Source organism: Bradyrhizobium sp. Rc3b, assembly GCF_900114915.1.
In the GTDB taxonomy this organism is placed as follows: domain Bacteria; phylum Pseudomonadota; class Alphaproteobacteria; order Rhizobiales; family Xanthobacteraceae; genus Bradyrhizobium.
On record NZ_FOUS01000001.1, the window covers coordinates 520,175 to 542,713 of the forward strand.

Consider the following 22,539-nt stretch of genomic DNA (forward strand, 5'->3'; position numbering starts at 1 on the left):
TGCTGCCATGACCAGTATGCCAGAGATGACGGCCGCCGAAATCGCGAGTGCAGTCGCGGGCCGCAGGATGTCCGCGCTCGATGCCACGGAAGCCGCGCTGTCGCGCATCAAGCAGCACGACGGCATCCTCAATTCCTTCACCGACGTCACCGCCGAGCGCGCCCGCGCGAAAGCGCGTGCCATCGATGCCGACATCGCCGCCGGCAAGGAAGTCGGCCCGCTCGCCGGCGTGCCCTTCGCGGTGAAGAACTTGTTTGACGTCGCCGGACTTTCGACGCGCGCGGGCTCGAAGATCAACCGGGACCTCGCGCCCGCTAAACGCGACGCCACGCTGATCGAGCGCATGGAAGCGGCCGGCGGCGTGCTGGTCGGTGCCCTCAACATGGGCGAATACGCCTACGACTTCACCGGCGAGAACGTCCATGACGGTCCCTCGCGCAATCCGCATGACACCGCGCGAATGACCGGCGGCTCCTCCGGCGGCTCGGGCAGCGCGGTCGGCGGCGCGCTGGTGCCGATCGCGCTCGGCTCGGACACCAACGGCTCGATCCGCGTGCCGTCCTCGTTCTGCGGCATTTTTGGTTTGAAGCCGACCTATGGCCGGCTGTCGCGGGCGCGCTCGTTCCCGTTCGTCGCGAGCCTCGATCATCTCGGCCCGTTCGCGCGCTCGGCCGCCGATCTCGCGCTCGCCTATGACGCGATGCAGGGCCCGGACGCGGAGGACAGCGCCTGCACGACGCGCGGTCTGGAGCCGACGCTGCCGCTGATCGCCAACCCGGTCTCGGATCTGCGCATCGCCATCGCTGGCGGGTATTTCCAGAAGAACGTGTTTCCGGAAGCGGTCGAGGCCGTCAGCCGCGTTGCCAAGGCGCTTGGCGCAACCAAGGTGGTCGACGTTCCCGAAGCCGCGCGCGCCCGCGCGGCAGCCTATGTCATCACCACCACCGAGGGCGCTTCGCTGCATCTCGATCGCCTGCGCAAGCGGCCGAACGATTTCGATCCGGCCGTGCGCGACCGGCTGATCGCGGGCGCGATGGTGCCGGCGCCGATGGTCGATCGGGCGCAAAAATTCCGCCGCTGGTATCGCGCGCAGCTCGCCGAGATCTTCAAGACCGTCGACGTGCTGCTCGCGCCGGCGACGCCCTGCACCGCGCCAAAGCTCGGCCAGGTGAATTTCAACCTAGACGGCGTCGAGCTGCCGGTCCGCGCCAATATCGGCATCCACACCCAGCCGATCTCCTTCATCGGCCTGCCAGTGGTCGCCGTCCCGGTGCCGCTCGAGCCGCTGCCGATCGGCGTGCAGATCATCGCGGCGCCCTGGCGCGAGGACATTGCGCTCCGCGTCGCCTACGCCCTGGAAAAGATGGGCGTCGCCACAGCGCCCGCGCCGAGAGGATTCTGACATGGAGATCGATCTCCCCGAGGTGATCGCGGAAGTCAAAGCCGCGTTCGATCGCTATGAGCAGGCCCTCGTCAGCAACGATGTCGCCGTGCTCGGCGAGCTCTTCCGCAACGATCCCCGCACGCTGCGTTACGGCATCGGCGAGAATCTCTATGGTTATGAGGCGATCAGCGGTTTCCGCGCCGGCCGCTCGCCGGTCGGCCTGAACCGCCGCACCGCAAAGACCGTCATCTCCAGCTACGGCCGCGACACGGCCGTGGCCTCCACTTTGTTCTATCGCGACACCGCGCCCGGCAAGGTCGGCCGGCAGATGCAGACCTGGATTCGCTTCCCGGAGGGCTGGCGCGTCGTCGCTGCCCATGTCAGCATCATCGACGAGCCGAAAGAGACCTGACCGTATGACGCTTGAGGATCTTCCGCAGGGAGCACTGCCGGCCGAGCCGGTGGTGCCGCGCGTCGACCGCGCCTCGCCATCGGTGCTGAAGGTCACGCGCGCAGAGGAGTTGCGGCTGCAACTCGCCGACGAGATCGTGCGCGGCACCCTGGCCCCCGGTGCACCCTTGGACGAGACCGACATCGCGCGCCGCTTCAGCGTCTCGCGCACGCCGGTGCGCGAAGCCTTGCGTCAGCTCGTGGCCAGCGGCCTCGTCGAAGCGCGTGCCCATCGCGGCGCGGTGGTGGCGCAGCCCTCGATCGAGCGTCTGACGAGCATGTTCGAGGCGATGGCCGAGCTCGAGGCGTTGTGCGCCGGCCTCGCCGCCGAGCGCATGTCGGCGGCCGAGCGCAATGGCCTGGAGGCCATCCACGAGGAGCTGCGGGTGCTGAGCTACACCGGCAATCCCGATCGCTTTCACGAGGTCAACGAACGCTTCCACAACGCGATCTATGCCGGTTCCCAGAACGGCTACATCGCCGAGATCACGCTGGCGACGCGGGTGCGCGTGCAGCCGTTCCGCCGCGCCCAGTTCCGCAACCTCGGCCGTCTCGCCAAATCGCAAGCCGAGCACGACCGCGTCGTCGTCGCCATCATGCGCGGCGACAAGCAGGGCGCAGCCGCCGCGATGCGTGCGCATATCGAGCTGGTGCGCGGAGAGTACGAGATGTACGCGGTGTCGGTGTAGCGCCGCGCGATCGGTGCCGTAGGGTGGTCAAAGGCGCAAAGCGCCGTGCCCACGGTTTCTCAGGAAGGTCGGGATCGTGGGCACGCTTCGCTTTGCCCACCCTACGACCTACTTTGTCGCAGCTTCCTTCATATACGCGCGCCATCCCCCATACGCGGTGATGTCGCGCGCGTCGCCCAGCACTTCGGGCTCGACGAGAAACCCTTTCACGCTGCGACCATCGGCAAGGCGCACCGTGCCGATCGCCATCGGCGAGGGAATCGCATTGACGAACTTGCCGAACGCGGACGGCGACAGCGACCAGATCTCCAGCTCGATCGAAGCGCCCTTGCCGGCTTCCACGCGCAGCATGCCGGGCTTCGGCGGCGTGGTCTTGAGCGCGTAGAGCTTGTAGTCGGGCGCGGTTCTTGTCGCCTCGATCAGGTTTGCGTCCAGCGCCTTCAATTCGCCGTTGAGCACCATGCCGGACAGATGCGCACCGACCACGGCGATGGGGATCTCGTCGCCGCTGCTTGCCGGCAGCGGCGCGAGCGGCGCCTGCGCGGTGCCCTTCGCGCCGAGGCTCAGCTTGGTATCGGCATGGAAGACGCGGCCGATGCTCGCGAGCCGCGCGTCATGTCCCGCGGGCGCCAGCAACGTGATGCCGAACGGAATGCCGTCGGCGCGCATCGATGCCGGCACGGCGAGGCCGCAGAGGTCGAGAAGATTGACGAAATTGGTATAAGTGCCGAGCCGGCTGTTGAGCTCGATCGGATTGGCCAGCACCTGCGCGGTCGTATAGGCCGTCGGCGCCGTCGGCAGCACCAGCGCGTCGATATTGGCAACCGTGCGCTCGGCGATCTTGCGCAGGCCCTGCAAGCGATAGAGCGCCGAGAACGTCTCCGCAGCGGTGAGCCGCGCGCCGGCCGCGGTGATCTCGCGCGTCACCGGATGGATCGTATCAGGCGCGGACGCGAGCAGGTCCTTGATCACGATATAACGCTCGGCGACCCACGGGCCCTCATAGAGCAGCCGCGCCGTCTCGTAGAACGGCTCGAGATCGAACTCGACGAGCCTGGCTCCAAGCGCAGTCCAGCGCTTCAGCGCATCGGCGTAGGCGGTTTCCGCCTTCTTGTCGCCGAAGAAGATCAGTTGTCCGTTGCGCGGCACGCCGAGGCGCAAGCCTGCCTGGAACGGCGTGAGCGCGCCCAGTGGCCGGGCGCGCGAGAACGGATCGGCCGGGTCCGGCCCCGCCATCACGGAGAGCGCGAGCGCAGCATCATCCACCGTCAAGGCGAACACCGAGATGCAGTCCAGCGTGCGGCAGGCCGGCACTAGGCCCGCGTTCGAGATCATGCCGAGGCTCGGCTTCAGCCCGACGATGTTGTTGAGCATCGCCGGCACGCGGCCGGAGCCGGCCGTGTCGGTCCCCAGCGACAGCGGCACGAGCCCCGCGCCGACCGCCACAGCGGAGCCCGAACTGGAGCCGCCGGGAATGAGATCGTCGCGGATCGAATTTTTGGGAATGCCGTAAGGCGAGCGCACGCCGACGAGGCCGGTCGCGAACTGGTCGAGATTGGTCTTGCCGATGATGATCGCGCCGGCGGCACGCAGCCGCGCCACCGCAGTCGAGTCATGCGTCGGCGTGGTGGAGAAGGCCGGGCAGGCCGCCGTGGTCGGAAAGCCCAGCGCGTCGATATTGTCCTTTACCGCAACGGGCACGCCGTAGAGTGGCAGGTTGGCGGCGTCCTTCGTAGCAAGCCTCTCGGCCTCGGCGATCGCATCCTTCTCGTCGCGCAGACTGATGAAGATGGCGGGATCGTTGTGATCGCGGATGCGCTGATAGGTCCGCGCGACCGTCTCTGCCGGCGTCAGCGCGCCCGCGCGATGCGCGGCCACAATCGCGGCGATCGTTTCAGGCTGCTCAGCCCCCATTTCAGCCCTCATGGCGACAAAACTCCGGCAACTGCTTCATCCGGAGTGAAGCAAGCGATGTGCCATTGTGTACATTATCCGGGCAGGAATGCTGCTGCGGATATTATCCGTGTGATCAGTGGCTTGGGGGATATTTCGACAGGCGGGCAGGCAGCGATGTCAGCGCCCTGCGATGGGCATCTGCTCAAATCATAGGCAGTCGAGATCAGGTGAAGCCAGCGAGGATCCGCAGCAGCTGCGCCCGGTTTTCCTTGCCGATCTTCTCTTCGACATGCCGCTCGTGCTCGGCCGCCAGCCGCTTGAATTTCGCCAGCGCCGTCTCGCCCTGGGTCGTCAGATGCAGCGCGTGGGAGCGACGATCCGCCTTCGATTTGACCCGCTTCACCAGCTTGCGCTGCTCGAGGCTGTCGAGCAGGTGCACCAGCCGGGCGCGCTCGATGCCGAGGCGCTTTGCCACCGCCATCTGCGACAGGCCCGGATTGGCGCCGATCACCGTCAGCACCGAATATTGCGTCGGCCGGATGTCGACATCGCCGAGCGTCCTGATGAAGTCCTGAAAGATCCAGATCTGGAAGCGCCGCACCGCATAGCCGGCGTGCCCGACCAGTGCGTCGAGGCCGATATCGTCGGCGATATCGCGCGGCGCCGCGCCGTTGCCGGCGCGCTTGCGTGGGGAGCTCTGGGCTGCGGTGGCTGTCAAATCGCGTCTCCTGCCGCACCTGTTGTAGCCTCTCTGTTGCCCGGGCGAAAGATTGTTGTTGACGACAACAATTGTCATGCCCAACATTATGGCCAAAGCAGCCCGGAACGAGGCTGCGGCCGATCCGGGGGCCGGGCGGAGGAGGAAACACATGACAGTCGCGCCACACGGCGACGCTGCAAGCCTGTTCGCAACACCCAGAACCGTCGCCGAGCATCGCGCCGACGGCAGCATCGTGCTGCGCTCGCCCGAACCGTTGCGCGATGGCGCGCGCTGTGTCGGCGACTGGCTGGAGCAATGGGCGCGGCAAACGCCTGACACGATCTTCCTTGCCGAGCGCGGCCACGTCGATGCACCCTGGACCAACGTCACCTATGCGCAGGCGCTGCGCCAGGTGCGTGCGGCGGCGTCCTGGATTCTGGCGCAGGGCCCCAGCGCCGAACGCCCGCTCGCGATCCTCTCCGACAACAGCATCGACCACGCGCTGCTTGCGTTGGCCGCCCAGCATGTCGGCGTGCCCTCGGCCGCGATTTCGCCGGCCTACTCGTTGATGTCGAAAGACTTTGACAAGCTCAAGAGCATGATCGCGCTGCTCGAGCCGGGCGCGATCTATGTCTCCGCCACGAAACCATTTGCGGCAGCGCTGGCGGCGATCAAACCGCTGCACAAGGCGCAGATCATCAGCGGGAACGCTGACGATGTCGATGCGCTCGCGTTCCACACCATCGCCGCGACGCCCGAAACGCCCGACGTCGCAACGGCGTTCGCCGCGGTGACGCCCGATACGATCGCAAAACTCCTGTTCACCTCGGGGTCAACAGGTGCGCCCAAGGCCGTCATCAACACCCAGCGCATGCTGACCTCGAGCCAGCAGGCCAAGGCGCAGACCTGGACCTTCCTCGAACAAAGCCGCGGCGACCTCGTCATCCTCGACTGGCTGCCCTGGAGCCACACTTTCGGCGCCAACCACAATTTCAATCTCGTGCTGCGCAATGGCGGCTCGCTCTATATCGACGGCGGCAAGCCGGCGCCGGGGCTGTTTGCGACGTCGCTCGCCAATCTGAAAAGCGTGATGCCGACGGTCTATTTCAACGTGCCGCGCGGCTTCGACATGCTGATCGCGGCACTGCGCGGCGACGAGGAATTGCGCCGCCGCTTCTTCAGCGAGGTGAAGTTCGCCTTCTATGCGGGCGCGGCACTGCCGCAGAATCTCTGGGATGCGCTCGAAGACCTCTCGATCAAGACCGTCGGCCGCGCGATGCCGATGGTTTCGGCCTGGGGCTCGACCGAGACGTCGCCGCTCGCGGCCGACTGCCATTTCCTCGCGGAGCGCTCCGGCAATATCGGTGTCCCCATTCCCGGCACCGAGTTGAAGCTCGTCCCCTCCGGCGACAAGCTGGAGGTGCGGGTGCGCGGTCCCAACGTCACGCCGGGCTATTGGAAGGCGCCGGAGCTGACGAAGCAGGCCTTTGATGAAGAGGGTTTTTATCTCATCGGCGATGCGGTGAAGCTTGCCGATCACGCGCGGCCGGAGCGCGGACTGTTCTTCGACGGCCGCGTCGCCGAGGATTTCAAGCTCAATTCCGGCACCTGGGTCAGCGTCGGCACACTGCGTGTCGCCGGCATCGCCGCGCTGGCACCGCTGGCGCAGGACATCGTCGTCGCAGGTCATGGCGGCGACGAGGTGCGCTTTCTGGTGTTCCCGAACATCGCGGCCTGCCGTGCCCATGCCGGCTTGGGCGAGACGGCGGATCTGCACGAGGTGCTCGCGCATGACAAGGTCAGGAGCGCGATCGCACACGGCCTGGCGAAACTCAGGCAGCAGGGCCCCAACTCCTCCGGCCACGCCACGCGCGCGCTGCTTCTCGCCGAACCGCCATCGGTCGATGGCGGCGAGATCACCGACAAGGGCTACATCAACCAGCGCGCTGCGCTGACGCGCCGCGCCGATGCCGTGGCGCGGTTGAATGATGATGCGTCGGCGGAGTGGATCGGGCTGTAGCTGGCCGCGTTTCCCCTCTCCCTTGTGGGAGAGGGTGGCTCGCCGCGCAGCGGCGAGACGGGTGAGGGGTTCTCTCCGGGTCTCACACTGCCACGTGTAGTCGCGGAGACAACCCCTCATCCCCGGCGCTTCGCGCCACCTTCTCCCACAAGCAAGGGGAGAAGGAAGCAAGCGAGACCTCTCACCCATAGGCCAGTGACCCTGCCGCAATATATTGCTGATTCTTTTGTTGCCTAAGCAACTAATTTATGCGAACCGTTCCAGAGAGCGACGACGGCGGGAAAACCGCCGCGTCTGATCCTGGAGGAAACGATGCTCGGCCCGAACGGTGCCGTCGGCAAGCGCCGGCGCATGCCTGGACATGACGGAGGACGGTGCCGGAAGCGCGCCCCGTCAGGTCTCGGTGCCGCCGGTGACCGCGCCGAGATTCTCGTGCAGCCGGCGGAGCAGGCCGATCAGCACCTCGCGCTCGTCCTTGTTGAGGCAGGACAACAGTCGCCGCTCGCGTTCGAGCGCGGCGGCGATCACCTTGTCATGGGTGGCGCGGCCCCTCGCCGTCAGGGAAATCGAATGGGTGCGGCCGTCGTTCGGGTCGGTGCGGATCGAGATCAGCCCGCGCTTCTCGAGGCCCGCCAGCGTCCGGCTCACGGGCCCCTTGTCGAAGCCGATGACGTGACAGATGCGCGAGGCCGGAATGCCGGGCTCGATCGCCAGCAGCGACATGACCCGCCATTCCGTGACGTTGACGCCGAACTCGCGCTGATAGAATGCGGTCGCGCTATTCGAGAGCTTGTTGGCGATGAAGGTGACGAAGGCCGGGACGTAGCGCTCGAGATCGAGCGTCGGTCCGGCCTCTGCGGGCGCAGGCTTGTGGCGGGGTCTGGTCGAAGGCGCAGGCATGTCGGCGTTCTGTCTCGCGGTGAGGCCACCGACCTAAAGGCATGCGCCGCGCTTTCACAAGATCAAAATGAGGGAGGTCTCCCATGACCGCATCCGGCAGCCCTGCATCGACAGGCTCTGCGGCCGTCCCGCATCTCGACATCGATCCCTTCGACATGAATTTTTTCGCCGATCCTTATCCGACGCATCAGCGGCTGCGGGAGGCCGGACCGGTGGTCTATCTCGACAAGTGGAACGTCTATGGCGTGGCGCGCTATGCCGAGGTCCATGCGGTACTGAACGATCCCGCGACCTTCTGCTCCAGCCGCGGCGTCGGCCTGTCCGACTTCAAGAAAGAGACGCCGTGGCGGCCGCCGAGCCTGATCCTCGAGGCCGATCCGCCTGCGCACACCCGCACCCGCGCCGTGCTGTCGAAGGTGCTGTCGCCGACCGTGATGAAGCAGGTGCGCGATCGCTTTGCCGCCGCGGCGGAGGAGCGCGTGAACGCACTGCTGGACAAGCGCAGCTTCGATGCGATCACCGATCTCGCCGAGGCCTATCCGCTCTCGATCTTTCCGGATGCGCTGGGCCTGAAGGCGGAGGGGCGCGAGCATCTGATCCCCTACGCGAGCGTCGTGTTCAACGCGTTCGGCCCGCCCAACCAGTTGCGCCAGGAGGCGATCGCGCGCTCGACGCCGCACCAGGCCTATGTTGCCGAGCAATGCCAGCGCGACAACCTCGCGCCCGGCGGCTTCGGTGCTTGTATCCACGCCCGCGTCGACGCCGGCGAGATCACCGCGACCGAGGCACCACTGCTGGTGCGTTCGCTGCTGTCGGCCGGTCTCGACACCACCGTCAACGGCATCGGTGCCGCCGTCTATTGCCTCGCGCGCTTCCCCGACCAGTGGCAGCGCCTGCGCGCTGATCTGACGCTGGCGCGCAACGCCTTCGAGGAGGCCGTGCGGTTCGAAAGCCCGGTGCAGACCTTCTTCCGCACCACCACGCGGGAGGTCGAGCTCTCAGGCGCGACGATCGGCGAGGGCGAGAAAGTGCTGATGTTTCTCGCCGCCGCCAATCGCGATCCCAGACGCTGGGACGAGCCTGATAGTTACGACATCACCCGCCGCACTTCCGGTCATGTCGGCTTCGGCTCGGGCATCCATATGTGCGTCGGCCAGCTCGTCGCCCGCCTCGAAGGTGAGGTGATGCTGACGGCGCTGGCCCGGCGCATCGCGAAGATCGAGATCACGGGCGAGCCGAAGCGCCGCTTCAACAACACGCTGCGCGGGCTCGATAGCCTGCCCGTCACCATCACCCCGGCCTGACCAGGAGCTTTGATGCCCGCCATCACTTTCATCCATCCCGACGGCAAGTCCGAGCGCGTCGAGACCGCGGACGGCGAGAGCGCTATGCAGGCGGCGACTCGACTCGGCCTCGACGGCATTCTGGCCGAGTGCGGCGGCAACGCCATGTGCGCGACCTGCCATGTCTATGTCGACGAGAGCTGGCTCGCGCGTCTGCCCGGCATGGCCGACGATGAGGATGCGCTGCTCGACGGCACTGCGAGCGAGCGGCTGCCCAACAGCCGGCTGTCATGCCAGATCAAGATCACGCCGGGGCTCGACGGGCTCGTGGTGAAGCTGCCGGAGCGGCAGGTCTGAGTCGACGCGCCGGCAACGACCGGCGCGGCAAACCATCAAACAGGGGAGGGAACGATGAAACATCTGAAATGGACGCTTGCGCTGGCCGCAAGCCTGGTGACCGGCGCGGCGAGCGCCGAGATCTCGGACAATGTCGTGCGCGTCGGCGTGCTCAACGACATCTCCGGCATCTTCCAGGACACCAACGGCATGGGCTCGGTGGAAGCCGCGCGCATGGCCGCGGAGGATTTCAACGGCGGTGGCAAGAACATCAAGGTCGAGATCGTCTATGCCGACCACCAGAACAAGGCCGATGTCGGCAACGCCATTGCGCGCAAATGGCTCGACGTCGAGGGCGTCGATGCCATCGTCGACGTACCGAACTCGGCGGTTGGTCTTTCCATCAACACGCTGCTGCGCGACAGCCGCATGACCTTCCTGGCGTCGTCGACCGCAAGCTCGGATCTCACCGGCAAGGCCTGCTCGCCCAACACCATCCAATGGGTCAACGACACCTGGGCCACCGGCAACACCACGGCGGCTGCGATGATGTCGCGCGGCGGCAAGGACTGGTATTTCCTGACCGTCGACTACGCGCTCGGCAAGGGCATCGAGGCGGAGGCGCAGAAATATATCGAGGCGCATGGCGGCAAGGTGACCGGCTCCTCCAAGCACCCGCTCGGCACCTCCGACTTCGCCTCCTTCCTGTTGCAGGCGCAGAGCTCGAAGGCGCAGGTGATCGGCCTCGCCAATGCCGGCGGTGACACCATCAACGCGGTGAAGCAGGCTGCCGAGTTCGGCATCCAGCAGAGCGGCCAGAAGCTTGTCGCCTTCCTGCTCTTCATCAACGACGTTCACGGCATGGGCATCAAGGTCGCCCAGGGCCTGCAGCTCATGGAAGCCTTCTACTGGGACATGAACGATGACACCCGCGCCTTTGCAAAACGCTTCGCCGCGCGGCCTGGCATGAACGGCAAGATGCCGAGCGGCAACCAGGCCGGCGTCTACGCCTCGACGCTGGCTTACCTCAACGCGGTTGCCGCGACCGGCAGCGACAATGCCAAGGACGCCGTGCCCGAGATGAAGAAGTTCAGGGGCAAGGACAAACTGTTCGGCGACACCACCATCCGCCAGGACGGCCGCGTCGTGCATCCGATGTACTTGTTCGAGGTGAAGAAGCCGGAGGAGTCGAAATACCCGTACGATTATTACAAGCTGGTCTCGACGATTCCCGCGGAGCAGGCGTTTCGGCCGCTGGCGGAGGGTGGATGTGAGCTGGTGAAGTGAATTTAGCGAAGGGCACCGCTGCACCCTCTCCCCTTGTGGGCGAGGGTGGCTTCGCAAAGCGAAGCCGGGTGAGGGGTCTCTCTCTTCACGAGCGGTCGTGCGAGTGGACACATACCCCTCATCCGGCGCTTCGCGCCACCTTCTCCCACAAGGGGAGAAGGAAGAAGGCTACACCACCTTGCTTGATCCCTGCGTGATCAATCTCGCCGCGCGCTGGTCCCGCGCGTAGATCCAGAGCCAGCTCAGCGCAACACTGAGGCGGTGGCGCAGGCCGATCAGGAAGTAGATGTGGGCGATGCCCCAGATCCACCATGCGATCGCGCCGCGCAGCTTGAAGCGGCCGAAGTCGATCACTGCGAGGCGCTTGCCGATCTGGGCGAGGCTGCCGGCATGCTTGTAGCGGAACGCGCCCTTCGTCTCGCCTCGCAGCCGCGCCTTGATGGTCTCGGCGACGTGACGGCCCTGCTGCTTCGCAGCCGGCGCGATGCCGGGCACCGGCTTGCCGTCCCAGGCGTTGATGCTGACGGTATCGCCGATCGCAAAGATCTCGGGATGGCCCGGTATCGTCAGGTCGTCTTCCACCTGCACGCGCCCGGCGCGATCGGCTGGCGCGTCCAGCCATTCTGCGGCGGGCGAGGCGCGCACGCCGGCCGCCCAGATTCGGGTCTTGGCCTCGAGCAGCTTGCCGCCGAACACCACGCCCTCGCGATTGATCTCGGTGACGGCCTGTCCCAGCACGACCTCGACGCCGATCTTCTCCAGCGAGGCCTGCGCATAGGCCGAGAGGTCGTCGGCAAAGCCTGCGAGCACGCGGGGCCCCGCCTCGATCAGCACCACGCGCGCCTTGGTCGTGTCGATGTTACGGAAATCGCCGGGCAGCGTGTGGCGCGCCATCTCGGCAATGGTGCCGGCGAGCTCGACGCCGGTCGGGCCGGCGCCGACGATGACGAAGGTCAGCCGCGCGGCGCGCTTGGCTGGATCGGTCTCGCGCTCGGCCCGCTCGAACGCCACCAGGATATGGCGGCGCAGCGTGGTGCCGTCCTCAAGCGTCTTCAAGCCAGGTGCGAACTGCTCCCATTCGTCGTGGCCGAAATAGGCGTGCCGCGCGCCGGTGGCGAGCACCAGCGTGTCGTAAGGCACCTCGCTGCCGTCGTCGATCAGCACGCAGCGCCTTGCCGCATCGACGCCGCTGACGGTCGCGAACAGCGTCGTCACCTCGGGCCTGTCTCGCATCAGGTGGCGGATCGGCCAGGCGATCTCGCTGGTCGCGAGCGAGGCGGTCGCGACCTGGTACAGCAGCGGCTGGAACAGATGATGATTGCGGCGGTCGATCAGCGTGATCTCGACCGGCGCACCCGCAAGCCGGTAGGTCGTCTCCAGCCCGCCGAAGCCGGCGCCGACGATGACGACGCGATGCGGTGTCGTGGTCATGATGTGCCCTCGAATCTCGCTGCTCCACACTCCCATTTAAGTGCGGATCGGACACTGCGGTCCAATAGCTGTCATCAATCGCTGCATAGGCCGGATGTATCGATCGGACGCGAAAAAGCGCCGCAGGGTTGGTCGAAGTGAGTAGAATTATATTTCTTGCCATCGCCGATTGGGGCGAAATATGGTGCAGCAGCGGCCGCTGAGCCATTGGCGGCGCGACAGATTTTGCGTTCAATAGAGACAGGCCCGGGGCGGCGATCACCCCGTTTTCCGGGACCGATAATAAGGAGGGGAGTGGTTATGAGGACGGCATTCTGGCTGGCGGGCGCAGCGGCGCTGGTGCTGGCGAGCCCGGCATTCGCCGGCGACACCATCAAGATCGGTTTCGTTTCGACCTTCAGCGGCCCGACCGCCGTGATTGGCAACGACATGCGCAACTCCTTCGAGCTCGCGCTGGACCACATGGGCCGCAAGATGGACGGCAAGCCGGTCGAGGTCATCTACGAGGATGACGGGCAGAAGCCCGATGTCGGCAAGCAGAAGACCGAGAAGCTGGTGCAGTCGGACAAGGTCGATTTCATCGTCGGCTACATCTGGTCGAACGTGCTGCTGGCCTCGCTGAAGACCGCGGTCGACTCGCAGACCTTCCTGATCTCGGCCAATGCCGGCCCGTCGCAGCTCGCCGGCGAACTCTGTTCGCCTTACGTGTTCTCGACCTCCTGGCAGAACGACCAGACGCCGCAGGCGATGGGCCTCTACATGAACCAGAAAGGCGTCAAGAGCGTGTTCCTGATCGGGCCGAACTACGCGGCCGGCAAGGACATGCTCGCGGGCCTGAAGAACACGTTCAAGGGCGAGATCAAGGGCGAGGAATACACGGTGTGGCCGAGCCAGCTCGATTTCTCCGCCGAGCTCTCCAAGGCGCGCGCCTCGGGCGCGGAGTCGATCTTCGTGTTCTATCCGGGCGCCGCCGGCGTGCAGTTCCTCAATCAATATGCGCAGGCCGGCCTGAAGAGCACGATGCCGCTCTACACCGCCTTCACCGTCGACGAGCTGTCGCTGCCGCTGCAGAAGGAGAACGCGCTCGGCGTTCCCGGCGCGCAGGAATGGGTCAACGACCTCCCGAACGAGCAGAACAAGCGCTTCGTCGCCGACTACCGCAAGAAATATCCCGGCCTGCGCCCGACCTATTACGGCGCGCAATCCTATGACGCCGCCCAGCTCATCAACAGCGCGGTGGTCGCGGTGAAGGGCGACACCAGCAAAAAGGACGCAATGAAGGCCGAGATGGAGAAGGCCAACTTCAAGTCGCTGCGCGGCGCGTTCAAATACGGCAAGAACCACATCCCGGTGCAGAGCTTCTATCTCCAGGACGTCGTGAAGGACGCCGAAGGCCAGCTCTCGCTGAAGACGGTCGCGACCATCGTGGAGAACGACCAGGATCGTTTCCACGACAAGTGCAAGATGAAGTGAGGTGTTAGCCACGCGCGACGTTGCCCCTTCTCCCCTTGTGGGAGAAGGTGGCGCGAAGCGCCGGATGAGGGGTATCTCTCCGCAGATTCCCTGCGAGAGTTGATCGCACGGATAGAGACCCCTCACCCGTCTCGCACAGGGGGAGAGGGGAAGAAGTGCCTACACTCTTGGCATGCTGACGGGCCGCACTTCGCGGGCCTGGGCTGCTAGCCTGATCCCGGCATTCGCCGCGCCGAACCCCTGATAATCCCTGCGCTCGACGATCTCGAAGAAAAACCGCTCGTCGAAAATGTGGGTGTAGACCTGGAAGAACTCGCCGTCGCCCTCGCGGTCGTAGAGGATGTGGTTGGCGCGCAGCTGCGCCATCAGGTCGGGTGCGAGGTCGTATTTGGCCTCGATGTCGTCGTAGTAGTTGGCGGGGATATCCAGGAAATCGGCGCCGCGCTTGCGCATCTCCGCGACCGTCGCAAAAATGTCCCGGCACGAGAACGCGACGTGCTGCACGCCCGAGCCGAAGAACTCCGAGATGAAACGTGCCGGCAACGTCCGGTTGGCGGAGGAGCCGTTGAGCACGAAGCACAGGCTCTGGTCGGCGTTGATGATGGCCTGGCTCTGCACGAGGCCTCGGGGATCGGCGATCTCCATCTGCGGCAGGCGCTTGAGGTCGAGGATGCCGGTGTAGAACAACAGCCAGGACAGCATCTCGTCATAGGGCATCGACTGCGCGATGTGATCGACCGCGAGCAGCGCGTCCGCGCCTTCGTCGCTCGCAACAGGCTCGAAATCCGTGTCCCAGTTCTTGCCGGCCTGGTCCAGGAAATACAGCAGGCTGCCGCCAACGCCGTGGATCGCCGGGATTTCGAGTTCGCCCGGTCCGACCGGCTGGTAGAAGGTGCGCGCCTTCAGCATCTCGGCGCGCTGCATGGCAAGGCCGGCATTGTCGACATCGAGCGCAATCGCGCAGACGCCGGGCCCGTGCGTCACATAGTGCGAATGCGCGAAGCCGTCAGTCTCGCTGTTGATGACGAGCTCGACCTTGCCCTGCGACCAGCGCTCCACCGCCTTGCTGCGATGCGCGCCGGTCTTGCGGAAGCCGAGTTGCGCAAACAGGCGGCCGAGCTCGCCCGCCTTGGTCTCGTTGACGGCGAACTCGACGAAGCCGGTGCCGCGGCTCTTCGCTTTCGGCGCCAGCGGCTCGGCGGCGAATCTCGGCCAATCCGGCGCAAGCTGGTCTTCCAGCAAGATCAGCGAGCGCAGGCCGTCGAGCGCGGTCTGCGCGGCCGAGCCGGCGCGGAACTGGTCGTTGAAGATCTCCAGCGACAGCGGCCCGGCATAGCCGGTTGCTGCGATCGCCGCCATGAACTCGCCGACCGGCAGATCGCCCTGGCCGGGGAAGGAGCGGAAGTGCCGGCTCCACGACAGGATATCGAGATCGAGCTTCGGCGCGTCGGCAAGCTGGACCAGAAAAATCTTGTCGCCGGGGATCGAGGCCATCGCACGGGTCGGAAAGCCCGGTGCCAGGGCATGAAAGCTGTCGAGGATGACGCCAATCGCGGGATGATCGGCGCGGCGCACGATTTCCCAGGCGTCGCGATAGTCGTTGACATGGCGTCCCCAGGCCAAGGCCTCGTAGCCGACGCGCAAGCCGCGCTTGGCGGCGCGCTCGCCGAGCTCACGAAAATCGTCCGCAGCACGATCAATGCCGCCGAGCGAGGCGGGCGAGACGTTGGAGCAGATCAGCAGCAAATCGGTGCCGAGCTCCTGCATCAGATCGAACTTGCGTTCGGCGCGGGCAAAGTTGCGCGCGCGCTGGGGCTCGGGCATGCCTTCGAAATCGCGGAACGGCTGGAACGCGCAGATCTTCAGGTTGAGATCGCGGCAGAGCTTTGCGATGTCGCGCGGGCCGGCGCCGAACGACAGCAGATCGTTCTCGAAGATCTCGACCCCATCGAACCCGGCGGATGCGATGGCGCGGAGCTTCTCGTCGAGGGCGCCTGAGAGGGAGACGGTTGCGATCGAGCGCTTGTTCATGTTGCCTGCTCCATGATCCGCCCCGGTGAGATTTTTTGGCCCGTGCGTGCCGCTTCGCTGACGGCTTCGACGACGGCGAGTGTCGCTGTCGCATCCTGGACCGGAATCAGAGGCTGTTCGCGGCCTGCGATCACCGCCAGGAAATGCCGGAGCTGTTCAACGAGTGGATCGTAAGCGGAGAGTGCGACGGGCTCGCGAACCAGCGGTGCGTGCCAGCCGGGATTCTGTGGATAGGACCACAGCTCCATATTCGGCACCGACAGCGAGCCGCCCGTGCCGGCGAGGATGTAGCAGCGCTGATCCTGCTTCGGATACGCGGCGTTCTCGCCCGAGGTCAGCTCCCAGCTCCACGGTGCGGGCGTCGCGTCGGAGACCGTCATGGTTCCGAGCGCGCCATTGGCGAAGCGCAGCAGCAGCGCGGCCGTGTCCTCGACGGCAAAGCCGCGCACCATGTTCGACGTCAGCGCCTGCACCTCGGCGATCTCGCCGCAGATGAAGCGGAGATTGTCGATGTCGTGGATCAGGTTGATCAGCAGCGGCCCGCCGCCGTGCTCGCGCCGCCAGGCAATCTCGAAGTAATCGTCGGGCTTCTTCAGCAGCCACAGCCCGGCCACGGCGGTGAGCTGGCCGAGCTTGCCGGCCACGACGGCCTCGCGGGCGGCCTTGATGATGGGATTGTGGCGGCGATGGTGGCCGACCAGCATCGGCACGCCGCTGCGCTTGGCTGCCTCGCAGAGACGACGTGCCGCCGCGACGCTGTCGGTCACCGGCTTCTCGATCAGCGCGGGCACGCCCGCCTCCACGCAGTCGAGCGCCAGCTGAAGATGCAGCGCGTTGGGCGAGGCGATGATCAGGCCATCGGGCTTTTCCTGCTCCAGCAATGCGCGGTGATCGGCGTACCAGGGCGCGTTGCGTGCTTGCGCAAATTCCCTGGCCGCAGGCGAGGGGTCGGCAATGCCGGCCAGCACGCAATCCCCGGAGGACTGGATTAGTTCAATGTGGCGGCGGCCGATCAGGCCGGCGCCGGCGACGGCGATGCGCATACGCCCGCTCATGCCGCGCTCTCCTCCATGGCACCGCCGAGGAAGAGCTGGCCGATGCGCGGATCGTTCAGGATGCGCTTGGCGTCGTCGACCATGCGGGTCTGACCGAGCTCGAGCACGATGCCGATGTCGGATATCTCCAGCGCCGAGCGCGCGTTCTGCTCGATCATCAGGATGGTGACACCACGGTCGCGCAGGCTCTTGAGGATGTCGAAGGTCTGCTGCACCATCAGCGGCGACAGGCCGATCGAGGGTTCGTCGATCAGCACCAGTTTTGGCTCGAGCAGCAGCGAGCGGGCAATCTCGAGCTGCTTCTGCTCGCCGCCTGATAGCGTGGACGCCTGCTGCGTCGATTTGCGGCGCAAGGCGGGGAATAGATCGAGGGCCGCCTCGATCCGCCTGGGCAGGTCGAGGCCTTTGCCTGCGGCGACGCCGCCGAGCTCGATATTGTGGCGCACCGACAGCTCGGGGAAGATGTTGCGGCCCTGCGGCACGTAGCAGATGCCGGCATTGAGCAGCGCGCGTTGGCTCAAATTGGTGACGTCGCGGCCGGCAAAGCTGATCTTGCCCTCGCGCAGCTTCAACAAGCCGAAGATCGCCTTGAACACGGTGGATTTGCCGGCGCCGTTCGGGCCGATGATCGTGGTGATGGTCGCCTGCGGCACGGCGAAATTCGTGCCGTTCAGGATCGTCATCTTGCCGTAGCCGCCGACGAGATTGTGAACCGAGAGGATTGGCTCGCTCATGATCGGCTCCTCAATGTCCGAGATAGGCTTCGATCACGGCGGGGTTCTTGCGGACCTCGTCGGGCCGTCCCATCGCCAGCACCTTGCCTTCCGCCATCATCATCACGCGCGAGCACAGCGACATCACGAACTCCATGTTGTGCTCGATCACGACGAAGGTGGCGTTCTTCTCGCGGTTGATCGCGACCAGGCGGTCCTTCAGGTCCGCCAGCATCGACGGGTTGACGCCGCCGGCGGGCTCGTCGAGCAGCACCAGGCGCGGGCCGCCCATGAAGGCCATGGCGGCGTCGAGCAGTTTTTGCTGGCCGTAGGACAATCCGCCGGCCGGCTCGTCGGCGAGATGATCGAGCTTGAAGAAGCCGATCATCTGGTTGGCAGTCTCGGTCAACCCGGCATCGGAGCGGCCGACCAGGCGCGAGGCCATGTTGCCCTGGTGCTCCTGGCCCGCGAGGATCAGGTTCTCGCGCACCGAGAGCTTTGGAAACACCTGCAGCAGCTGGAAGGTGCGGCTGACCCCTAACTTGTTGAGCTCGGACGGGCGGAGGCCCGTGACGAGCTTGCCGTCGAGCCTGACCTCACCGCCCGACGGCGTGAGCTGGCCGAGGATGCAGTTGAACAGCGTGGACTTGCCGCAGCCGTTCGGACCGATCAGGCCGAGGATCTCGCCCTCGCGGACGTCGAAGGAGACACCGTCGACGGCGCTGATACCGCCAAAGTTCTTCTTGATATCGGTGACTTCGAGGACCGCACTCATTGCACCGTCTCCAGGCGGGATTTTGCGACGGCGCGCAGCGCGGAGGCCGCCTTGGTCCGGCGTTCGGCGAGATAGCGGTCGAGGATTCCCAGAATGCCGGTCGGCGACCAGATCAGCAGCAGCATCACCGCGACCGCGTAGAGCATCAGATAATAGCCTTCGGTGAAGCGCAGCCATTCCGGCAGCAGCACCGCGATCATCGCGCCGAGGAAGGGACCGAAATAGAAGCCCGCGCCGCCGACGATCACCATCATCAGGAGATCGAGCGAGAGCGACAGGTTGAAGGGCACGGGGTCGATATATTGCGTCAGCGGCGCATAGAGCGCGCCGGCGACGCCGCCGAGCGCCGAGCCGATCGCGAACGCCATCAGCGTGTAGCGCCTTGTGTCGATGCCGAGCGATTGCGCGCGCAGCGGATTCTCGCGCAGCGCCATGAAGGCGCGGCCCCAGGGCGAGCGGATCAGCCACCACACCGCCAGCGACACGATCGCGAGCGAGCCGAGGCAGACATAGTAGAACGGCAGCGGCTTGTTGGTCGCGAAACTGAAGATATGCGGACGCGGGATGTTGGAGATGCCGTAGATGCCGCCGGTGAGCCAGCTCTCGTTGCGGAACACGAGGAAGGCGAGGGTGGAGAAGGCCAGGGTGACGAAGGCGAGGTAGTGATGCTGCACGCGCAGCGCGGGATAGCCGAGCACCCAGCCGACTGCGAAGCTGAGCACGATCGCAACCAGGATCGCCGCCGGCAGCGGCCAGCCATGCGTGGTCATGATCGCCGCCGCATAGGCGCCGATGCCGACGAAGGCGCCCTGCGCCAGCGAGACCTGGCCGGCATAGCCGAGCGTGAGGTTCAGCCCCATCGCGGCGATGGTCATCACCGCCCATTGGCTCAGGATGAACAGGCCGTAGCGGTTGAAGTTCATGGGAACGATGATCAGGCCGGCGATGACAATGAGGCCGAGCGCGATCTTCAGGGGCTTGGCAAAGCTGCTCATACCGTGCGCTCCTCGGCGCGACCCAGCAGTCCTTGCGGCCGGAACAGGATGACGACGATCAGGAAGATCATCGGCACGGCGGCGCGGTACTGCGTCGAGACATAGGCGGCCGCGAGATTGTCGAGCACGCCGATCAAAAGGCCGCCGGCGATCGCGCCGCGGACCTGGTTGAAGCCGCCGACGATCGCCGCGATGAAAGCCGCCTGTCCCAGCACCTCGCCGGAGGAGAATTTTGCGAGGTAAATCGGTGTGATCAAAAGCGACGCCAGCGCGACCAGGAAGGCGTTGATCAGGAACGTCAGAAGGATCATCCGTTCCACGGGAACGCCGATGATGCGCGCGACCGTCGGGTTCTGCGCCGCCGCCTGCATCTGGTGGCCGAGCGAGGTGCGGTTGAGAAGGGCGGTCAAGCCGAACACGGCAACGATGGCAACGGCCAGGACGCCGATGCTTTGCAGCGAGACCGCGTGTCCGAGGATGGAGATGTCACCGGTCGGCACGATCGAGGGAAAGGGCGAGGCCTCGGCGCTGAAGAACTGCTTGACGGCTTCCTTGAGGCCGATCGCGAGCGCCATGGTCGCGATCGCCAGCGGCAGCACGCCATGGCGCATCATCGGATCGACCAGCAGCATCTTGAAAGCAAGGCCCAGCAGGATCATCGACAGCAGGATGCCGAGGATGATCGCGAGCCAGAACGGCGCGCCGGCATGCATCGCCGCCAGCATCAGGAACGCCGGCAGCATCACGAACTCGCCTTGCGCGAAATTGATGGTCTGCGAAGTCTGCCACAGCAGCGTGAAGCCGACCGCCACCAGCGCATAGATCGCGCCGGTGGCCAGTCCCGCGACCAGAAGATCGAATAGGTTGGACATGTTCCCCTCCTTCCTCTCCCTCTCCCCGCTTGCGGGGAGGGGGTCGGGGTGAGGGGGAGTCTCCGCGAGGTCGCTGATGGTTGGACTCGCGGAGGCTCCCCCTCACCCGGATCGCATCTTCGATGCGATCCGACCTCTCCCCGCAAGCGGGGAGAGGTGAAAGATCGCGCGCCTCACTTCACCTTGGGCAGCACCTGCTTCACCACCTGCTTGCCTTCGACCACCTCGACCAGGAAGCTCTGGCGGTCGATGTCACCGGTGTCGCTGAAGGTGACGTCCATCAGGATGCCCGGCTGGTCCGCGGCCTTGATGGTGAGGCCGTGCAGCGTCTCGGCAAACTTCTTCGGGTCGACCTTGCCCATCTTCTCGGTGGTGGCTTTCACCATGTAGACCGCGAGATAGCCCTTCAGGCCGTTATGGTCAGGGACATAATTGTACTTCTTGGAGAACTTCTCGCGGAACGCCTTGATCAGATCGACCGGTGCATCGGTGGTGAGGCCGACATGGCCGCGTGCGCCGTTGGCGGCGTCGCCGGCGAGCTCGATCACCTTCTGGCCGATCAGCGTGGTCTCGCCCATCAGTGGCGCGGTGACGCCCTGGCGCTTCAGCTCCTTCAGGATGCGCGCGCTCTCTTCCTCGTTCAGGTAGACGAACACGGCATCCGGATTGGCGGCCTTGATCTTGCCGACGTCGGCGGCGAAATCGGCCTGGCCCGCCTCGGTCGAGAGGTCGGCGACCACCTTGGAGCCGAGCCGGTCGAGCTCCTTGACGACGACGTCGCGTCCGCCGCGGCCGAAGTCGTTGTTGACCCAGACCACCGCGACCGTCTTCGCCTTCATCTCGTCGTGGATGTATTTCGCGACCTTCGGCATCGAGGATTGCTGGCCGAACGAGGTGCGGAACAGGAATTTGTTTCCTGCCTGCGTCAACTCGGCGGCCTCACCACCCATGATCTGCGCGATGCCCGCTTCGGCGGCGAGCGGCGCGGTGACCTTGACCGAGCCGGAATAGCCGGGTCCGAGCAGCACATAGGGCTCGGCGTCGAGCGCCTTCTGCACCTGGGCGCGGGCGACGCCGGGATTGGATTGCGAGTCGGCATGGCTGACTTCCAGCTTGCGGCCGAGCACGCCGCCCTTGGCGTTGATCTCCTCGATCGCGAGATCGATGCCATTCTTCCAGTTGGTGCCGACGGTGGCGCCGCCGCCCGAGAGCTCGGCGACGTTGGCGAGCTTGATGGCCTGGGCGTGGACGCTGGTTGCAGTCGCGATGGCAAGCAGGGCGCCTGCCAGCAGGGTCGATTTCATGGTTTCTCCTCCCATTTTTCGTCGAGATTGTCCGCGGCCTTGTGTCGGCCGCTTCGGTTACGCAGCGTGATAGGCCGAGCTTCGTGCCGCCATCACCTCGTCGAATGCCTGTCCCATGATCTCGGTCGATGGGGCAAGGCCCGTGAACAGTTCGAAGGCGTCGGCCGCCTGATAGATCGCGAGCTCCCGCCCGGTCATGATCCGCGCGCCCTTGGCTTGCGCCGCTGCCAGCAGCGGCGTGATCAACGGGGAGTACACGGCGTCGGCGACCCACAGGTTTTCGCGCAGCAGCGAGGCTGGGACCGGGATGTCCCGGTTCGGCAGCATGCCGACCGGCGTGCCGTTGACGAGGCCGGTTGCGCCACGAAGCGCGTCTTCCACGCTCGTAGCCACCCGCGCGCCGCCGTGCCTGGCCAGCAGCGCGGCGAGTTTTTCGGCGCGTGCCGGCTCGCTGTCGAAGATTCGGAGGTTCGTCACTTTCAGGCTCGCCAGCGCAAAGGCAATCGCCTTGCCGACGCCGCCGGTGCCGATCACGGCCACCGCATTTCCGGAAGACGCCAGCAGCGGCGCGACGGCGCGGGCAAAGCCGGTCGTGTCGGTGTTGTGGCCGATCAGCCGGCCGTCTCTCACGACGACGGTGTTGACCGCCGCCATGGTCGCCGCAGCCGGTGCCAGCTCGTCGAGCAGTGGCACCACGGCCTCCTTGTAGGGGTAGGTGACGTTGACGCCGGCAAAGCCGAGCCGCCGCACGCCCTCGAGCATCATGCGAAGCCCGGCCGCATCGGCGCCGGCGACCTCGATGAGCTGGTAGTGGCCGCACAGGCCAAGCGCTTCGGCGGCGCGCTCATGCATGGCGGGGGACGCGGAATGCGCGATCGGCGCGCCGATCAGGCCGGTGAGGAGCTTCTTGCTGGCGGCGTATCCGCGCTTGGACATGGTTCGCTA

Annotated in this window: 20 protein-coding genes; 8 read left to right on the forward strand and 12 right to left on the reverse strand. The window is 65.8% G+C overall.

The window, feature by feature from the left end; translation table 11 throughout:
* The first annotated feature begins 7 nt into the window (after positions 1 to 7).
* From BM190_RS02365 to BM190_RS02375, 3 genes are read left to right on the forward strand one after another with little or no spacing between them, the layout of a single operon-like run.
* A complete protein-coding gene (locus tag BM190_RS02365) occupies positions 8 to 1,402 on the forward strand; it encodes an AtzE family amidohydrolase (RefSeq protein ID WP_177236861.1) in 1,395 nt (464 codons plus the stop codon).
* Position 1,403: 1 nt separating this feature from the next.
* Positions 1,404 to 1,796 (forward strand): oxalurate catabolism protein HpxZ, encoded by a 393-nt coding sequence (gene hpxZ / locus BM190_RS02370; protein WP_018316855.1) that lies wholly within the window; start codon positions 1,404 to 1,406, stop codon positions 1,794 to 1,796.
* 4 nt (positions 1,797 to 1,800) lie between these two features.
* On the forward strand, positions 1,801 to 2,523 hold the full coding sequence (locus BM190_RS02375) for a GntR family transcriptional regulator (protein WP_177236862.1): 723 nt from the start codon (positions 1,801 to 1,803) through the stop codon (positions 2,521 to 2,523).
* 108 nt (positions 2,524 to 2,631) lie between these two features.
* Here BM190_RS02375 and atzF read toward each other — a convergent pair whose 3' ends face one another.
* Together atzF and BM190_RS02385 are read right to left on the reverse strand one after the other, a co-directional pair.
* Complete coding sequence (atzF, locus tag BM190_RS02380) at positions 2,632 to 4,437, reverse strand: allophanate hydrolase (RefSeq protein ID WP_092251662.1); 1,806 nt, start codon at positions 4,435 to 4,437, stop codon at positions 2,632 to 2,634.
* A 205-nt stretch (positions 4,438 to 4,642) separates the two neighbouring features.
* Positions 4,643 to 5,137: a MarR family winged helix-turn-helix transcriptional regulator gene (locus BM190_RS02385; protein WP_092251971.1), complete on the reverse strand. Its 495-nt coding sequence runs from the start codon at positions 5,135 to 5,137 to the stop codon at positions 4,643 to 4,645.
* A 151-nt stretch (positions 5,138 to 5,288) separates the two neighbouring features.
* Between BM190_RS02385 and BM190_RS02390 the strand changes: the two genes are divergently transcribed.
* Positions 5,289 to 7,139, forward strand: a complete 1,851-nt coding sequence (locus BM190_RS02390; RefSeq protein WP_092251663.1) for a feruloyl-CoA synthase — start codon at positions 5,289 to 5,291, stop codon at positions 7,137 to 7,139.
* Between the two features lie 393 nt (positions 7,140 to 7,532).
* On the opposite strand, the gene BM190_RS02395 is transcribed toward BM190_RS02390, so the two are convergent.
* Positions 7,533 to 8,039: a MarR family winged helix-turn-helix transcriptional regulator gene (locus BM190_RS02395; RefSeq protein ID WP_018316859.1), complete on the reverse strand. Its 507-nt coding sequence runs from the start codon at positions 8,037 to 8,039 to the stop codon at positions 7,533 to 7,535.
* A gap of 83 nt (positions 8,040 to 8,122) precedes the next feature.
* On the opposite strand from BM190_RS02395, the gene BM190_RS02400 reads away from it, so the two are divergent.
* The 3 genes from BM190_RS02400 to BM190_RS02410 are packed head-to-tail and all read left to right on the forward strand — an operon-like array spanning position 8,123 to position 10,945.
* Positions 8,123 to 9,343, forward strand: coding sequence for a cytochrome P450 (locus tag BM190_RS02400; RefSeq protein WP_092251664.1), 1,221 nt, complete (start codon positions 8,123 to 8,125; stop codon positions 9,341 to 9,343).
* Between the two features lie 12 nt (positions 9,344 to 9,355).
* Positions 9,356 to 9,679, forward strand: a complete 324-nt coding sequence (locus BM190_RS02405; RefSeq protein ID WP_092251665.1) for a 2Fe-2S iron-sulfur cluster-binding protein — start codon at positions 9,356 to 9,358, stop codon at positions 9,677 to 9,679.
* Positions 9,680 to 9,733: 54 nt separating this feature from the next.
* On the forward strand, positions 9,734 to 10,945 hold the full coding sequence (locus BM190_RS02410; RefSeq protein WP_018316862.1) for an ABC transporter substrate-binding protein: 1,212 nt from the start codon (positions 9,734 to 9,736) through the stop codon (positions 10,943 to 10,945).
* 168 nt (positions 10,946 to 11,113) lie between these two features.
* On the opposite strand, the gene BM190_RS02415 is transcribed toward BM190_RS02410, so the two are convergent.
* Positions 11,114 to 12,376: an NAD(P)/FAD-dependent oxidoreductase gene (locus tag BM190_RS02415; RefSeq protein WP_177236863.1), complete on the reverse strand. Its 1,263-nt coding sequence runs from the start codon at positions 12,374 to 12,376 to the stop codon at positions 11,114 to 11,116.
* 300 nt (positions 12,377 to 12,676) lie between these two features.
* Here BM190_RS02415 and BM190_RS02420 point away from each other — a divergent pair, with 300 nt between their 5' ends.
* Entirely contained in the window at positions 12,677 to 13,849 is a 1,173-nt protein-coding gene (locus BM190_RS02420; RefSeq protein WP_026201746.1) for an ABC transporter substrate-binding protein, read from the forward strand.
* 159 nt (positions 13,850 to 14,008) lie between these two features.
* Here BM190_RS02420 and BM190_RS02425 read toward each other — a convergent pair whose 3' ends face one another.
* The 8 genes from BM190_RS02425 to BM190_RS02460 form a co-directional block, all read right to left on the reverse strand.
* The gene (locus BM190_RS02425; protein ID WP_092251667.1) at positions 14,009 to 15,880 is read right to left on the reverse strand and encodes a bifunctional sugar phosphate isomerase/epimerase/4-hydroxyphenylpyruvate dioxygenase family protein; all 1,872 of its coding nucleotides are present in this window, start codon (positions 15,878 to 15,880) and stop codon (positions 14,009 to 14,011) included.
* Positions 15,877 to 16,935, reverse strand: a complete 1,059-nt coding sequence (locus tag BM190_RS02430) for a Gfo/Idh/MocA family protein (RefSeq protein ID WP_092251668.1) — start codon at positions 16,933 to 16,935, stop codon at positions 15,877 to 15,879. The genes BM190_RS02425 and BM190_RS02430 overlap by 4 nt, the downstream gene beginning before the upstream one ends.
* A complete protein-coding gene (locus BM190_RS02435) occupies positions 16,932 to 17,669 on the reverse strand; it encodes an ABC transporter ATP-binding protein (RefSeq protein WP_092251669.1) in 738 nt (245 codons plus the stop codon). The genes BM190_RS02430 and BM190_RS02435 overlap by 4 nt, the downstream gene beginning before the upstream one ends.
* Positions 17,670 to 17,679: 10 nt before the next feature.
* Positions 17,680 to 18,423, reverse strand: coding sequence for an ABC transporter ATP-binding protein (locus BM190_RS02440; protein WP_092251670.1), 744 nt, complete (start codon positions 18,421 to 18,423; stop codon positions 17,680 to 17,682).
* A complete protein-coding gene (locus BM190_RS02445; protein WP_092251671.1) occupies positions 18,420 to 19,418 on the reverse strand; it encodes a branched-chain amino acid ABC transporter permease in 999 nt (332 codons plus the stop codon). Before BM190_RS02445 ends, BM190_RS02440 begins: the two co-directional genes overlap by 4 nt.
* Positions 19,415 to 20,290, reverse strand: coding sequence for a branched-chain amino acid ABC transporter permease (locus BM190_RS02450; RefSeq protein ID WP_018316870.1), 876 nt, complete (start codon positions 20,288 to 20,290; stop codon positions 19,415 to 19,417). The genes BM190_RS02445 and BM190_RS02450 overlap by 4 nt, the downstream gene beginning before the upstream one ends.
* 173 nt (positions 20,291 to 20,463) lie before the next feature.
* Entirely contained in the window at positions 20,464 to 21,594 is a 1,131-nt protein-coding gene (locus BM190_RS02455; RefSeq protein ID WP_092251672.1) for an ABC transporter substrate-binding protein, read from the reverse strand.
* Positions 21,595 to 21,651: 57 nt separating this feature from the next.
* On the reverse strand, positions 21,652 to 22,530 hold the full coding sequence (locus BM190_RS02460; protein WP_092251673.1) for a shikimate dehydrogenase: 879 nt from the start codon (positions 22,528 to 22,530) through the stop codon (positions 21,652 to 21,654).
* Positions 22,531 to 22,539 lie beyond the last annotated feature (9 nt).